This window comes from Polaromonas sp. (genome assembly GCF_029945895.1).
In the GTDB taxonomy this organism is placed as follows: Bacteria; Pseudomonadota; Gammaproteobacteria; order Burkholderiales; family Burkholderiaceae_C; genus Polaromonas.
This window is the reverse complement of sequence record NZ_JAQSDL010000037.1, coordinates 1-14,443: the sequence shown is the minus strand read 5'-3', so window position 1 is coordinate 14,443 and position 14,443 is coordinate 1. Positions and strand designations below refer to the sequence as shown.

13 protein-coding genes and 1 pseudogene are annotated in these 14,443 nt (G+C 64.7%); 11 read left to right on the top strand and 3 right to left on the bottom strand.

What is annotated here, in order from left to right:
* Window positions 1–10: 10 nt before the first annotated feature.
* The 10 genes from PSV33_RS04425 (at window position 11) to gshB (ending at window position 10,947) form a co-directional block, all read left to right on the top strand.
* Window positions 11–691, top strand: coding sequence for a nitroreductase (locus tag PSV33_RS04425; protein ID WP_300559169.1), 681 nt, complete (start codon window positions 11–13; stop codon window positions 689–691).
* A gap of 12 nt (window positions 692–703) precedes the next feature.
* A complete protein-coding gene (locus PSV33_RS04420; protein WP_096696502.1) occupies window positions 704–1,108 on the top strand; it encodes a ribonucleotide reductase subunit alpha in 405 nt (134 codons plus the stop codon).
* An 85-nt stretch (window positions 1,109–1,193) separates the two neighbouring features.
* Complete coding sequence (locus tag PSV33_RS04415; RefSeq protein ID WP_300559236.1) at window positions 1,194–1,691, top strand: hemerythrin domain-containing protein; 498 nt, start codon at window positions 1,194–1,196, stop codon at window positions 1,689–1,691.
* A 109-nt stretch (window positions 1,692–1,800) separates the two neighbouring features.
* The gene (locus PSV33_RS04410; RefSeq protein ID WP_300559233.1) at window positions 1,801–3,054 is read left to right on the top strand and encodes a glutamate-5-semialdehyde dehydrogenase; all 1,254 of its coding nucleotides are present in this window, start codon (window positions 1,801–1,803) and stop codon (window positions 3,052–3,054) included.
* Between the two features lie 53 nt (window positions 3,055–3,107).
* The gene (locus PSV33_RS04405; RefSeq protein ID WP_300559166.1) at window positions 3,108–3,848 is read left to right on the top strand and encodes an FkbM family methyltransferase; all 741 of its coding nucleotides are present in this window, start codon (window positions 3,108–3,110) and stop codon (window positions 3,846–3,848) included.
* 99 nt (window positions 3,849–3,947) lie between these two features.
* A complete protein-coding gene (locus PSV33_RS04400; RefSeq protein ID WP_300559164.1) occupies window positions 3,948–4,277 on the top strand; it encodes a c-type cytochrome in 330 nt (109 codons plus the stop codon).
* A 120-nt stretch (window positions 4,278–4,397) separates the two neighbouring features.
* The gene (gene gshA / locus PSV33_RS04395) at window positions 4,398–5,693 is read left to right on the top strand and encodes a glutamate--cysteine ligase (protein WP_300559161.1); all 1,296 of its coding nucleotides are present in this window, start codon (window positions 4,398–4,400) and stop codon (window positions 5,691–5,693) included.
* 416 nt (window positions 5,694–6,109) lie between these two features.
* A complete protein-coding gene (locus PSV33_RS04390; protein ID WP_300559158.1) occupies window positions 6,110–7,978 on the top strand; it encodes a potassium transporter Kup in 1,869 nt (622 codons plus the stop codon).
* Between the two features lie 792 nt (window positions 7,979–8,770).
* Window positions 8,771–9,970 (top strand): benzoate/H(+) symporter BenE family transporter, encoded by a 1,200-nt coding sequence (locus PSV33_RS04385; protein WP_300559156.1) that lies wholly within the window; start codon window positions 8,771–8,773, stop codon window positions 9,968–9,970.
* Between the two features lie 35 nt (window positions 9,971–10,005).
* The gene (gshB, locus tag PSV33_RS04380; protein ID WP_300559154.1) at window positions 10,006–10,947 is read left to right on the top strand and encodes a glutathione synthase; all 942 of its coding nucleotides are present in this window, start codon (window positions 10,006–10,008) and stop codon (window positions 10,945–10,947) included.
* Window positions 10,948–11,009: 62 nt separating this feature from the next.
* On the opposite strand, the gene PSV33_RS04375 is transcribed toward gshB, so the two are convergent.
* From PSV33_RS04375 to PSV33_RS04365, 3 genes and pseudogenes are all read right to left on the bottom strand, one after another.
* Window positions 11,010–11,804 carry a class II glutamine amidotransferase gene (locus PSV33_RS04375; protein ID WP_300559152.1) on the bottom strand — a complete coding sequence of 265 codons (795 nt, stop codon included), beginning with the start codon at window positions 11,802–11,804 and terminating at the stop codon, window positions 11,010–11,012.
* Window positions 11,805–11,807: 3 nt separating this feature from the next.
* A pseudogene (locus PSV33_RS04370) lies at window positions 11,808–13,337 on the bottom strand (MFS transporter); the annotation flags it as partial.
* Window positions 13,312–13,503: a 4-oxalocrotonate tautomerase gene (locus tag PSV33_RS04365; protein WP_300559150.1), complete on the bottom strand. Its 192-nt coding sequence runs from the start codon at window positions 13,501–13,503 to the stop codon at window positions 13,312–13,314. The gene PSV33_RS04365 and the pseudogene PSV33_RS04370, both read right to left, overlap by 26 nt.
* Window positions 13,504–13,724: 221 nt before the next feature.
* Here PSV33_RS04365 and PSV33_RS04360 point away from each other — a divergent pair.
* A partial coding sequence (locus tag PSV33_RS04360; RefSeq protein ID WP_300559147.1) for a putative zinc-binding metallopeptidase occupies window positions 13,725–14,443 on the top strand: 719 nt, incomplete at its 3' end.

Here is a 14,443-nt window from a genome sequence, read left to right as displayed (position 1 = left end):
TGGTGTGGTGATGAACCTGCTTGCCGTTCCGGCCTCCATGCCAGTCTCCAGCACGCCTGACAGCGATCCGGCGAGTCTGGCGGCGACGCTGATGCAATCGCGCCAGACCATTTTGCCCAAACGCCTGCTGGCACCCGGTCCCGACGCGAAGCAGCTCGGCATGATCCTGAACGCGGCGGCCACGGCGCCCGACCACGGGCAACTGCAACCCTGGCGCCTGGTGCTCGTGCCGCAGGCGGCGCGCGCGCGGCTGGCCGAGGTGTTCGGCGCCGCGCTGATGGCGCGTGATGCCCAGGCCACCCCGGAGCAAATGGCCCAAGCGCGCGAAAAAGCGCACCGGGCCCCCTTGCTGATGCTGGTGGTGGTCGATAGCCAGTGCGGCGATGCGGAGATCGACCTGGCCGAACGCACCGTGTCCGCCGGCTGCGCGATCCAGAACATGCTGCTGTTGGCCACCGCATTGGGGTATGGTTCGGCATTGACCAGCGGCAAGGCGCTGAAGTCCGTCGGCCTGCGCGCCCTGTTTGGCCTGGCGGCCGACGAACAGGCGCTGTGTTTTGTCAGCATCGGCACGGCCCAGTCGCGCAAGCCCGCGCGACTGCGACCCGCGCCGCCGGATTTTACAAGCAGTCTTTCTGCCGACGGGTGCGCACCGGGGTGCGAACCGGCGGATTCCTTTTATTCCCTGTGACTGGATCGACCCATGGACATTCTGAGTTTTGACGATTTGCTGCAGGCGGCCCGGGCCCAGCCCGAGCCGCAGCGCCTGCTGTTTGTGTTTACCGGCGTGGAGCTGCCGGAGGACAGCACGCCGGTGCAGCGCGAACGGTTTGAGGCCGGCCAGGGCGGTGCGCTGGTGCCGCTGATGTGTGTGGACAAGCGGCCTGAAGAACTGAGCTCGTTTGCGGCGCTGGTGCAGGAATCCAGCCAGTTCGGCCACAACTGGGGCCTGGTGTTTGCGGCTGCGCTGGGTGGCTCGGTGAACCGCGCGCCCACCACCGAAGATGCCGAGGAGCCGCTGCAGCGCATGGTCGAGTCCATCAAGCAGGGCCAGATTGGCGCTTTCATTCCGTTTGACCCGCAGGGCCAACCGGTTCAGTTCGGCTGACATGGGCATCGTGCGCCGCAGTGCGCCGACGCAGGCCCCGCCGGGCTTTCGTGCGCCCGGCGCCGGTTTTGAAGCGCCGTTCGAGATGCTGGGGGCCTGCCACGAACGGGTTGAGCGCATGCTGGCCTTGCTGGCACGCCTGCAGCAGCACCTGCTGGCGCAAGGCTGCGACGATGCCGCGCGGCAGGCCGCGCGCGACGTGATGCGTTACTTCGACCTTGCCGCGCCGCTGCACCACCAGGACGAGGAGATACACGTGTTCCCGCCGCTGCTGGCAGGGCCGGACGCCGCCCTGCGCGCACTGGTGCAGCGCCTGCTGCAGGACCACCGCGAGATGGAGGCCGCCTGGCCCCTGGCGCGCAGCGTGCTGCAGGCCATCAGCGACAGCCCGGCCGCGGACTGGATGCCGCTGGAGCCCGCCGGGACCGAGGCGCTGAACCGGTTTGCCGCACTGTATGTGCGCCACCTGGCAGACGAGGACGACCTGGCCTACCCTGCGGCGCAGGCCGTGCTGACGGCCGACGCCCTGCAGGCCATGAGCCAGGACATGATGCAGCGCCGGGGCGTGCCCGCCCGGAAGTAGGGACGGTGCCCCGCCGCATGAATACGGGCAAAATAGAGGGATGAACGCGCCTGATCTTTCCAACACGCTGGCCCGACCCGGCGCACCCGACGACGAGTTGGCCCGCCTGATGGCAACCATGGGTTCCAAGGCAAAAGTGGCCTCGGCCCAGACTGCACGTGCGCCGGCAGCTATCAAAAACAGAGCGTTGATGGCCCTGGCCGGCTTGCTGCGCCAGAACATTGCGCCGCTGCAGGTGGCCAACCAGCGGGACCTCGACCGGGCAGCGGCGGCCGGCCTGACCGGCCCCCTGCTGGACCGCCTCAAGCTCGGGGCCAGGGACATTGCCACGGTGGCCACCGGTTGTGAGCAGCTCGCCGCCATGCCCGACGTGATCGGCGAGATCATCGGCATGAAGCAGCAGCCCAGCGGCATCCGCGTCGGCCAGATGCGGGTACCCATCGGCGTGTTCGGCATGATTTACGAAAGCCGGCCCAACGTCACGATTGAAGCGGCGTCGCTGGCCATCAAGAGCGGCAACGCCTGCATCCTGCGCGGCGGCTCCGAGGCGATCGAGTCGAACAAGGCGCTGGCCGCCCTGGTGCACCAGGCGCTGCTGGACGCCGGCTTGCCGGCCGAGGCCGTGCAGCTGGTGCCCACCACCGACCGTGCGGCGGTGGGCCTCCTGATCACCATGCCGCAGTACGTGGACGTGATCATCCCGCGCGGCGGCAAGGGCCTGATCGAGCGCATCAGCCGCGACGCGAAAGTGCCCGTCATCAAGCACCTCGACGGCAATTGCCATGTCTATGTGGACGACCCCTGCGACCTGGCCATGGCCGTGGCCGTGGCCGACAACGCCAAAACCAGCAAATACAGCCCCTGCAACGCCAGCGAAGGGCTGCTGGTGGCGCGCGGCGTCGCGGCTGACTTTCTGCCGGAAATCGGTGCCATCTACGCCGCCAAGGGGGTGGAGATGCGTTGTGATGCCGAAGCCCTGGCCCTGTTGTCCGCTGTGCCGGGTGCCCTCGTCCAGCCGGCCAGTGAGCAGGACTGGTACGAGGAATACCTGGCGCCCGTCATCAGCATCAAGGTGGTGGCCGGTGTGGACGAAGCGATCACCCACATCAACCAGTACTCCAGCCACCACACCGATGCCATCCTCACGCGCGACCACATGCACGCCCAGCAGTTTCTGCGCGAGGTCGATTCAGCCAGCGTCATGGTGAATGCGAGCACCCGCTTCGCTGATGGTTTCGAGTTCGGCCTGGGCGCTGAAATCGGCATTTCCACCGACAAGTTCCATGCCCGCGGCCCGGTTGGCATCGAGGGCCTGACCTCGCTGAAGTACGTGGTGCTGGGCAATGGCGAGGTGCGGGTTTGACGCGCGTTCTCCGTCCCCTGCCTTTTGTTCTGGTGTCCTCCGGACATGGGACCATGATCGTCAACCGCAACGACTATCGCATGGTGGATGAGAAGCGGGGTTATGGCGTCGGGCACCAGATTTTCGAAACCTCCTGGTTCGATCCCCAGGAAGTGCAACTGGTGCTGGACATGCTCACGTTGCGGCGGCAGGTGTTTGGCGACGGCGTGGTGGCCATCGACGGCGGCTCCAACATCGGCGTGCACACCATCGAGTGGGCCAGGCACATGCACGGCTGGGGAGAGGTGATTGCCGTGGAGGCGCAGGAGCGCGTCTTTTATGCCCTGGCGGGCAATGTTGCGCTCAACAACTGTTTCAACGCCACCGTGCACCACGCCGCGCTGGGCGCAGAGGCGGGCAGCATCACCATTCCCAGGCCCGACTATCTGAAGCCGGCCAGCTTTGGCTCGCTGGAGTTGCGCCAGAGCGCCAGCAATGAATTTATCGGCCAGACCATCGATTACTCCCCCGCTGGCGGGCAGGCGGTGAAAATGATCACTGTGGATGGGCTGGGGTTGTCCCGGCTGGATTTTCTCAAGCTCGATATTGAAGGCATGGAACTCGAGGGACTGGCCGGCGCGCTCCGCTCCATCGAAGCCCACAAGCCCATGATGCTGGTCGAGACCATCAAAACCGATGTGGCGGCACTGAAGCAGCTGCTTGAAGAATGCGGCTATCAGCAACACCAGGTCGGCATCAACCTTCTTGCGATTCATCGCAGTGATCCCTGTCTTTCCCGCATCAAGTTCGGCTGAGGACCTCGCCCCCTGGCCGGACGCAACAGCCCAGCTTGAAGCGGCCTATTTCGGCCCAAGCTCTTTCCCTGCCTCCCATTCTTCAGAGGACTCCTGGTCATGTTTTTCCGGATTTTTGACGGCCGTTTCGCATCGGCCGGCTTGTTTTTTGCCGCCTTGGCCCTGCCGATGGCCGGCCATGCCGGTTCCGCGCTGGCTGTCGACATGGGCTGCTACAGCTGCCACGGGGCCTACCCCCGCGGCGAGGCCCCCGGTTTCGAGCAGCTGGCCGGGAAGTACGCGGGGCTCAAGGGCGATGCGTCTGCAGAGCAGAAGCGGGTGGACAAGTGGCGCCAGGGAGAATGGCTGGAGCACATCGATGCTCATGAGCGGGTCAGCCCGGAAACCGCCAGGGTGCTGTTTCACTGGCTGGTCGAGGGCGCAAAATAGCGCCGGCAGGGTCTGGCGGTCGCCCCCGGAGGGTGACGGCCAGGCGCTCGCCTTGAAGGCGGCATGATCGCCTCCATTTCCTAGAATTCGCTTCCCATAATTCACAAAAAAGAGGGCCGCATGGTTCCGCATCTGATTACCGCCCTGAACGGCCCCATCAACGAACTCGAGCAGCGCATCCTGGACACCACGCCGGCGATCGAGCGCTGGTTCCGCCTCGAGTGGATGGAGCACACGCCGCCCTTTTACAGCTCGGTCGATGTGCGCAACGCCGGCTTCAAGCTGGCACCGGTGGACACCAATCTCTACCCTGGCGGCTGGAACAACCTGACGCCCGAGATGCTGCCGCTGGCCGTGCAGGCGGCGATGGCGGCGATTGAAAAGATCTGCCCCGAGGCGCGCAACCTGCTGGTGATTCCAGAAAACCACACGCGCAACACCTTCTACCTGTCCAACGTTCTGCAGCTCAAGCGGATCTTCCACCAGGCCGGGCTGAACGTGCGATTCGGCTCGCTGAGCCCCGACATCACCGAGCCGACCACGCTGACCCTGCCCACCGGCGAGCAGATCACGCTGGAGCCGCTGGTGCGCACCGACCGGCGCCTGGGGCTGAAAAACTTCGATCCCTGCACCATTTTGCTCAACAACGACCTCTCGGCCGGCATTCCCGGCATGCTGGAAGACCTGCACGAGCAGTATCTGCTGCCGCCGCTGCATGCGGGCTGGTCGGTGCGGCGCAAGTCGCGCCATTTCCAGGCCTATGAAGAGGTGTCCAAGCGTTTCGGCAAGCTGCTGGGTGTGGACCCCTGGCTGATCAACCCGATGTTTGCCAAGTGCGGCGAGGTCAACTTCGCCGAAGGCACGGGCATGGATTGCCTGACCACCAACGTCGATGCGCTGCTGACGAAGATCAAGCGCAAGTACAAGGAATACGGCATCAACGAAAAGCCGTTTGTCATCGTCAAGGCCGACAACGGCACCTACGGCATGGGCATCATGACGGTGCGCGACGTGAAAGACCTCGACGAGCTCAACCGCAAGACGAAAAACAAGATGAGTACCACCAAGGACGGCCAGCAGCTGTCCGAAGTGATCATCCAGGAGGGGGTGCAGACCCACGAGCGCATCAACGACGCGGTGGCCGAACCCGTCGTCTACATGATGGACCGCTACGTGGTGGGCGGCTTCTACCGCGTGCACGCCGACCGCGGCATCGACGAGAACCTCAACGCCCCCGGCGCCAGCTTTGTGCCACTGGCCTTTGCCGACAGCGGGCGGCTGCCGCAGCCGGGTGTGCCGCCGGGCGCCAGCGGGCCCAACCGTTTCTACATGTACGGTGTCATCGGCCGGCTGGCCATGCTGGCCGCCAGTTACGAGCTGGAAGCCACCGATCCGGATGCCGAGGTGTATGACTAGGCTCACCCCTATCGTCCTCACTGCGCTGCGCTCCGTGTAGTTCCTTTTCCCCTTCCAGGGGACGCCGCGAGGCATCCGGCGAAGCCGGCCTGCCCGCGGCCGCGAATGGGGACGTACCGTGCCACGCGGCGTTATCACGGTTTGCCAGCGTTTTTGGCCTCCGGCCCTTGTCCTGCGGGCACAAACAGCTATCAAAAACATAGTGACTGCCCCGCTTTCAGACAGCTTCGGTATTTGCCGGGGCAGGCCACATCGCGGTTACAAGTTGTTGCAGTGCAACAAAATGCCGGATTCTGGTGATTAGAGGTTTGCGCTGACTTGCCGAAGGCGGGACCGGGCGCAAAATAGCACTCCCCAAGACAACCTTTCTCGTCGTTGCGGCCAGCATGACCCCGGCCGCCGCGAGAATTTTTTTTGTGTCCAGAAAAAAATCATCTCTTGCGGCGCTCACCCTGGGCGCCATCGGTATTGTTTACGGCGACATTGGCACCAGCGTTCTGTATGCCCTGAAGGTCGTCTTCGAATCCGGTTACGTGCCCCTGACGCCGGACAACATCTATGGCTTGCTGTCGATGGTGTTCTGGACCATCACCGTCATCGTCTCCCTGAAATACGTCACGCTGATCCTGCGCGCCGACAACAACGGCGAGGGCGGGCTGATCGCCATGCTGGCGCTGGCCACCAATGCGGTCAATGACAAGCCCCGGCTGCGGCGCTGGCTGCTGGGCGTGGGCATCTTCGGCACGGCGATTTTTTATGGTGACGGTGTCATCACGCCGGCGATTTCGGTGCTTTCCGCGGTTGAGGGCCTGGAACTGCTTTCGCCGGCTTTCAAGCCCTACGTCATGCCGCTCGCCCTGGTGGTGATCTTCGGCCTGTTTTATGTGCAGAAGAACGGCACCGCCGGCATAGGCCGCTTTTTCGGTCCGATCTGCGCCGTCTGGTTTGTCACCATCGCGGTACTGGGCGTCCCGCACATCTGGGCCCACCCCGAGGTGCTGGGCGCCGTCAGCCCGCACCATGCGCTGCGTTTCATCTTCCAGCACCCGGGCATCACGTTTGTCCTGCTCGGCGCGCTGGTGCTGTGTGTCACGGGCGCGGAGGCGCTGTATGCCGATCTCGGCCACTTCGGCAAGAAGCCGATCCGCATGGCCTGGTTTGCCCTCGTCATGCCGGCGCTGCTGATCAACTATTTCGGCCAGGGTGCGATGCTGATCTACACCCCCGAATCGGTCGCCAATCCGTTTTACCTGATGGCGCCCAAGTGGGCGCTGGTGCCGCTGGTGATCCTGGCGACCGCCGCCACGGTGATTGCTTCCCAGGCGCTGCTGTCCGCTGCCTTTTCGGTCAGCAAGCAGGCCATACAGCTGGGCTACCTGCCGCGCATGCAGATCCGCCACACCTCGGTGCATGAAACCGGCCAGGTCTACATTCCGGCGGTGAACTGGTCGCTGTTTGCGGCCATCGTGGTGGCGGTGGCGCTGTTCAAGAACTCGACCAACCTGGCGTCCGCCTACGGCATCGCGGTGACCACCGACATGCTGATCACGACCGTGCTGACCTTCTTCGTGATCCGCTACAGATGGAAGCTGCCGCTGGCCCTGTGTGTCGGCGCAACAGGCATCTTCTTCGTCGTGGACCTGATGTTCTTCACTTCCAACGCGCTGAAGTTTGTCGCCGGCGGCTGGTTCCCGGTGCTGATCGGCGTGGTCATGTTCACCATCATGATGACGTGGAAGCAGGGCCGTGCGCTGCTCAATCAGAAGCTCCGGGCCGATGCCATCGACCTGCCGAGTTTTCTGGAAGCGGTGTTTGTCAGCCCGCCGGCGCGCGTTGAAGGGACGGCCGTGTTCCTGACCGCCGAGCCGGGCGCTGTGCCCAATGCGCTGCTGCACAACCTCAAGCACAACAAGGTGCTGCACGCGCAGAACCTGTTTGTCACCGTGCGCAGCCACGAGGTGCCCTGGATCGGCCTGGACAAACGCCTGTCCATCGAGTCGCTGGGCCACAACTGCTGGCAGGTGGTGATCCACTACGGTTTCAAGAACGACCCGGACCTGCCCAAGGCGCTCGAGCAGATGCGCACACGCGGCTGCGAACTGGAAGTCATGACCACCAGCTATTTCCTCTCGCGCGATGTGGTGGTGCCCACCATTGGCAGCGGCATGGCACAGTGGCGCGAGAAGCTGTTTGCGCAGATGCACCACAACGCCAGCGGCGCGGCGGACTTCCTCAACCTGCCGAACAACTCGGTGGTGGAGCTGGGCAGCAAGATCGAGATCTGATCCTGGTGTTTTAGGGCTGCAGCCCTTGCCTTGTAATCGCAAGCTGCTATTGAATTTATAGCTAAATTCACCCCCGCGCCTGTCATCCCGGACTTGAAGAGCCTGCCCCGGACTCCGATCCGGGGGCCATGTTTGCTGACTCCTGGTGTTGCTCTGGGTATCGTGGTCTGCCAGCAAGCCGGGGGTTGCCCGGCGGCAACTCACTTTCTTTTTGCGTCGCCAAAAAGAAAGTAAGCAAAGAAAAAGGCGCCCCTGCTGTCTGCGTCCCTGCGCTTCGCTACGGGCAACCTCCGGTGCTCGGTCCAGCCGGGGTCGAGCTCGAACTCGCTACGCTCAAACAATCGCTCGCCCTGATCCGGCTGGACCTGCGCTCCTCGGCGCAGCCAGAAGGGTGGGGGGGTCGGGAGCGGGTTCGGATTCGGGTACGCAGTCGGGCTCCGGCGAGGACGCGCTTTGCGCATCCTCGCCTCCCCGCATCCGTATTCTTCCCCCCCAACCCGTCGGGCTGGGCCGAGGAGCGCAGGCAAAAGCGGGTCAGGGCTCGCGATTGTCTGAGGCGAAGCCGAGTTCGAGCGAGACCCCGCTTTTGTCGAGCACCGCAGGTTGCCCCGGAGCGTAGCGCAGGGGACCCAGACCATCGGGTCGCCTTTCTTTTGGGTACTTTTCTTTGGCGACGCAAAGAAAAGTACCTCGCCCGCCGGGGCGAGACCCGGCTTGCTGGCAATCCGGGGGCAATCGAAGCAGGCATGGCTTCCACCCTTCGCCCAATCTCAGGCCTGCCAAAATCTCCACATGCAATTCTTCAAAGACCTCAACCTCTCCGCCTTCACCGCCGGCTTTGTCGCCGTCCTGGTCGGCTTCACGAGTTCGGTGGCCATTGTTTTCCAGGCGGCGCAGGCCTTCAACGCCACGCCGGAGCAGATCAGCTCCTGGATGTGGGCGCTGGGCTGGGGTATGGGGCTGTGTTCCGCGATTCCTTCGTTGTGGCTGAAAAAGCCGGTCATGGTGGCCTGGTCCACACCGGGCGCGGCGGTGCTGGCGACGGCGGGGCTGGCCGGCGGGTTTTCGATGGGTGAGGCGGTGGCGGCTTTCATGGTGAGTGCGGCGCTGATCACGCTGTTTGGCGTGACCGGCTGGTTTGAGAAGCTCATGAACCGCATCCCGATGGCGATTGCCTCGGCCTTGCTGGCCGGCGTGCTGGCGCGCTTCGGTCTGCAGGCTTTTGCCGCGGCGCAGACGGCCTTGCCGCTGGTGCTGCTGATGCTGTCGGTCTATCTGCTGGGTAGACGTTTCATGCCGCGCTACGCGGTGGTGTTGACGCTGTTCGGCGCCATTGTGTTCGTCGCCGCGCGTGGCGAGATGGCCTGGACGGCCATGAACTTCTCTTTTGCCCGGCCCGTGTTTGTCGCGCCGCAGTTCACGCTGGCTGCGGTGGTGAGTCTGGCGCTGCCGCTGTTTGTGGTGACCATGGCCTCGCAAAACCTTCCCGGTGTGGCGGCCATTCGTGCGGCGGGGTACGGGCCGGATGCACCGGACGGCGGCATCCCGGTGTCCAAGGTCATCACGCTCACGGGTCTGGCGTCGCTGGTGCTCGCGCCGTTTGGCGCGTTTGCGCTGAACCTCAGCGCCATCACCGCCGCCATCTGCATGGGCCCCGAAGCGCACGAGGACCCGCGCAAGCGTTACACCGCGGCGGTGGCCTGTGGCGCCATTTATGTCGTGATCGGTATCTTTGGCGCGGCGGTCACCGGGCTGCTGACGGCTTTCCCCAGGGAACTGGTGGTCGCGATTGCCGGGCTGGCCTTGCTGGGCACGATAGGCAGCGGCCTGGCGCAGGCCGTGCGCGACGAGTCGCACCGGGAAGCGGCGCTTATCACTTTTCTGGTCACGCTGTCGGGCGTGGCCATTGCCGGCATTGGCTCGGCCTTCTGGGGCGTGGCGGCCGGCGCGATGGCGCTATTTGTACAACAATACCGGCAGCGCACTGCCTGAGCAGTCACCCCCCCCTTTACTGATGGACCCCGTTCATGAACATTCTCTTCATTGCCGATCCGCTGGCCTCTTTCAAGATCTACAAGGACACCACCTTTGCGATGATGCGCGAGGCGCAGCGGCGCGGCCACCAGATCAGCGCCTGCGAGCAGCAGGACCTGATGTGGCAGCGCGGTGCCCCCGTGATGGCCCATGTGCGCGACATCACGCTCACGGGTGACGCGCAGGACTGGTTCACCGAGCGCGGCACGCGCCAGGTCGCGCTGAAAGAGTTCGACGCCATCCTGATGCGCAAGGACCCGCCTTTTGACAGCGAGTACTTCTACGCCACCCACCTGCTCGAGCAGGCCGAGCGCGACGGTGCCCGGGTTTTCAACAAGCCGCGCGCGCTGCGCGACCATCCCGAGAAACTCGCCATCATGGAGTTCCCGCAGTTCATCGGCCCCACGCTGGTGACGCGCGACCCCGAGGACATCAAGCGTTTCCATGCCGAACACCAGGACATCATCCTCAAGCCGCTCGACGGGATGGGCGGCATGGGCATCTTCCGCGTTGGACCGGACGGCCTGAACCTGGGCTCCATCACCGAAACGCTGAACCGCCACGGCGCGCAAAGCCTGATGGTGCAGAAGTTCCTGCCCGAGATCGTCAAGGGCGACAAACGTGTGCTCATCATCGGCGGCCGCTATGTGCCTTTCAGCCTGGCGCGTATCCCGCAGGGCAGCGAGGTGCGCGGCAACCTGGCGGCCGGCGGCAAAGGGGTGGCGCTGCCCCTGTCGGCGCGTGACTGCGAGATCGCCGAAGCGCTGGGTCCCATCCTGCACAGCCGCGGCCTGCTGCTGGCCGGTGTGGACGTGATCGGCGACTGCGTGACCGAAATCAACGTGACCAGCCCGACCTGCTTCCAGGAAATTTTCGACCAGACCGGCTTCGACGTGGCGGCGATGTTCGTCGATGCCCTTGAAGCCGCCATCTGAGCATAAAAACAGGCTCTAGCCCTTGTCCTGTCTGCGCCAGCAGCTCCTGTTTTTGTGGCAAATCAGGTGTGCAGGGCGCCGCCGACAAACACCTTGAGTTCGCCCGGCGCAAAGGCAACCCAGTGTTCATTGGTGGTCAGGGGCGCCGTCACCACCACCGCAACGCGGTCGGTCGGCTGCGTGTGTTCGGCGAAGTTCACGCTGAGGTCTTCGTCGCTGAGCGTGGCGTGCGCAAACGGGTGCTTGCGCTCCACGTAATACAGGCTGGTTGAGGCATGGGCCCACAAGGCCTGGCCGTTGCCGAGTAAAAAGTTGAAGGTGCCATGGGGGGCTATCTGCGCGGCCAGTTCGCGCAGGGTCAGGGTCAGCTCACCCACGCTGGGCACACCCGCGTGCGATTTGGCCAGCTCCTGCATGATCCAGCAAAAGGCGCGTTCACTGTCGGTCGAACCCACCGGCCGGAAGCTGCCGTGCAGGCGCGGTGAAAAATCCTTGAGGTCGCCGTTGTGCGCGAAGACCCAGTAGCGGCCCCAGAGCTCACGCACGAAGGGGTGGCAGTTTTCCAGTGCCACCCGGCCCTGCGTAGCCTTGCGGATGTGCGCAATGACGTTGCGGCTCTTGATCGGGTAGCGCCGTATCAGCTCGGCCACGGGTGATTCGCAGGCGGACTGGTGATCGACAAAATGGCGCAGGCCCTTGTCGCAGCCGTCCTTGCCCGGGTCACCATGGCCTTCAAAAAAAGCGATGCCCCAGCCGTCGGTGTGTTCGCCGGTGTTGCCGCCGCGTTGCGCAAAACCGCTGAAGCTGAAGGTCACGTCGGTCGGCGTGTTGCAGTTCATTCCAAGAAGTTGGCACATGGTTCAGGCAGTGTTTTGAGGGGTGGGAACTTCACGCAGCCGCCATGCGGCCACCAGCGCCAGCGCGCACAGTGCCGCCAGCATCATGAAGGCCTCGTTGAAGGCGGCCAGCCGCGCAGGGCTGGTCGCGGCCTGCGTCAGCGAATCGCCATGCACCGCCAGCCGCCATTCCAGGACGATGCCGCACAGGCTCACCCCGATGGCGCCGCCCAGCATGCGCACGAAGTTGATGGCGCTCGAGCCCTGGGAAATCAGGCTGTGGTCCAGCGCCCGCAATGAGCCGAGATTGAGCGAAGGAAGGATGAAGCCCAGCCCGATGCGGCCCAGGATGGCCCAGAGCACCAGCACCCAGATGGCGCTGGTCAGCGTCACGGTCAGCATCAGTGCAAACGACAGCGCCAGCAGTGCCAGCCCGATGCTCACCAGCAGGTAGGTGGGTTGGCGGTCGGCCAGCCGGCCCACCAGCGCAATCGTGACGGCCAGCACAAAACCGGCGGGCAGCAAAATGGTGCCGACATAAGAGGCCGACAGGCCCAGCCCGAGCTGCATGTAGACCGGCAGCAGGTAGGTGGAGCCGAACAGCGCCGTGCCGTAAATGAAGGCCACGATGCTGCCCATCGCAAAAGTCCGGTAGTCGAACAGCGCCAGGTTCATCAGCGGCTCGCGCCCGGTGGCGGACATGCGTCGCTGCCAGGCCAGAAAGACCACCAGCGCCAGCGCCGCCCCGCCCAGCAGCAGGGCAGCTTCCAGCACCGAACCGCCATGCAGCGCCACCATGCCGTTGAGCAGGCACAGGGTACCGGCGCCGCCCAGCAGCAGGCCGCGCCAGTCCAGGGTGGCGCCCTTGCGGTTCGGCGCCACGCCGCCGGGGGAGGTGACCGGCACATAGCGGTAAGCCATCCACAACGAGGCCAGGCAAAACGGGATCACCATGAAAAAAATCGAGCGCCAGCCGAACAGGTCGACCAGCACGCCGCCCAGGCTGGGACCGATGGCCGGCGCCAGCACCACACCCATGCCGAAGATGCCGGAGGCGCGCCCCTGTTCGTGCGGCGCAAACGCCCGCATGATGATGATGGCCGGAATCGGCTGCACCACGCCGGCCGCCAGGCCCTCGGCCACGCGCGCGCCCAGCACCAGCGCAAAGCTGTTGGCAAAGCCGCCGACGATGCCGCCGGCCAGCAGCAGCAGCATGGTGCCCACATAGGTGCGGCGGTAGCCGTAGCGTGCCAGCAGCCAGGGGGTGGTCAGCATGGAGACCGTCATCGCCACCATGAAGCCAGAGGTGACCCACTGCGCCCGTTCCTGGCCCAGGGTGAAATGCTGGCTCATGTCGGGAATCGCCACGTTGACGATGGTCGAGGACATGATGGAGGCCATCGTGCCCGTCATCACCGAGAGCAGCAGCAGCCAGCGGTAACGCGCGCCGTAACGCGCCTGCATCTCGTCCAGCGTGGAAGGACTGCTCAAGGCCGGCTTTGTTCTGTTGCGGCGGAGCGAAAGGTCATCAGTCGCGCGGTTCGGACCAGAGCTTGCCGCCGGTGGACCAGTTCTCGCGCTTGATGTCGGTGATGATCACGTCCACCGAATCGGGCACGCCGCCCAGGATCTCTACACTGACACGGGTGATCTCGGCGACCAGCTTTTTCTTCTGCTCGATGGTGCGGCCTTCCATCATTTCGACGTGGTAGGTGGGCATGGTTTTCCTTTGAATTGATTTGAACCGGCCCCCTGATGATAAAAGGCCGGCGCGTGCATGCGGTTTTTGTCGGCAAAGACTGACAGAAGGACAAGGCGGGCGGGCGCCCGGCCATCCGGCGAACGTGGGAAACTCCAGGGGAGATGGCCCCCGCGGCCCCAACCGGCCCGCCCGGCCTTTCGCCCTTGTCCACCGCGCCAGGCGCTTTGAGAAACCCCTTGTTGAACGACAGCCCTTCCTCTGCCCCCGCCCATTTGCCGCGTCTGGCCGGCCGTGCCTACCACTGCCAGTGCGGCAGCCCGGTTTTTTTCAGGAACAGCACCTGCCTGGCCTGCGGCACGGCGCTGGGTTATGACCCGGCCCAGGCCAGCCTGCTTCCCCTGATGCCGGGCGAGCAACCCGACACCTGGGTTGCCTGGCGGCCCGAGAGTGGCGGCGAGGCCGCGGCGGACAGCGCCGGGCAGCCAGACACGCCTGCGGCGGTTTACCTGCGCTGCGCCAATCTGCAGACCCCGGCGGCCTGCAACTGGCTGGTGCCGGTCAGCCCGAACGATACGCAGCTGCTCCTGTGCCAGGCCTGCCGCCTCAACCGCACGATTCCCGACCTGAATGACCCGGCGCACCCGGACAACGGCGAACTGTGGGGCAACATCGAGCTGGCCAAGCGGCGCCTGGTGTCAGCCCTGCTGGTGCTGGGCCTGCCGGTGGCCTCGCGCACGAGTGAAGACCCCGAGCACGGCCTGATGTTCGACTTTCTGCGTTCACCCGATTTCGGCCCGCACATCATGACCGGGCACGACACCGGCTTGATCACCCTCAACCTCAACGAAGCCGACGACGCCACGCGCGAGGCCACACGCAAGGCCATGCATGAGCCTTACCGCACCTTGCTGGGCCACTTCCGCCACGAGGTCGGCCACTACTACTGGGACCGCCTGGT

Bases quoted from the DNA above. Each gene is read 5' to 3' on its own strand.
- PSV33_RS04420 (WP_096696502.1), top strand. From the start codon at position 704: ATGGACATTCTGAGTTTTGACGATTTGCTGCAGGCGGCCCGGGCCCAG.
- PSV33_RS04400 (WP_300559164.1), top strand. From the start codon at position 3,948: ATGTTTTTCCGGATTTTTGACGGCCGTTTCGCATCGGCCGGCTTGTTT.
- gshA (WP_300559161.1), top strand. From the start codon at position 4,398: ATGGTTCCGCATCTGATTACCGCCCTGAACGGCCCCATCAACGAACTC.
- PSV33_RS04405 (WP_300559166.1), top strand. From the start codon at position 3,108: ATGATCGTCAACCGCAACGACTATCGCATGGTGGATGAGAAGCGGGGT.
- PSV33_RS04425 (WP_300559169.1), top strand. From the start codon at position 11: ATGAACCTGCTTGCCGTTCCGGCCTCCATGCCAGTCTCCAGCACGCCT.
- PSV33_RS04415 (WP_300559236.1), top strand. From the start codon at position 1,194: ATGCTGGGGGCCTGCCACGAACGGGTTGAGCGCATGCTGGCCTTGCTG.
- PSV33_RS04375 (WP_300559152.1), bottom strand. From the start codon at position 11,804: ATGTGCCAACTTCTTGGAATGAACTGCAACACGCCGACCGACGTGACC.
- gshB (WP_300559154.1), top strand. From the start codon at position 10,006: ATGAACATTCTCTTCATTGCCGATCCGCTGGCCTCTTTCAAGATCTAC.
- PSV33_RS04385 (WP_300559156.1), top strand. From the start codon at position 8,771: ATGCAATTCTTCAAAGACCTCAACCTCTCCGCCTTCACCGCCGGCTTT.
- PSV33_RS04365 (WP_300559150.1), bottom strand. From the start codon at position 13,503: ATGCCCACCTACCACGTCGAAATGATGGAAGGCCGCACCATCGAGCAG.
- PSV33_RS04410 (WP_300559233.1), top strand. From the start codon at position 1,801: ATGGCAACCATGGGTTCCAAGGCAAAAGTGGCCTCGGCCCAGACTGCA.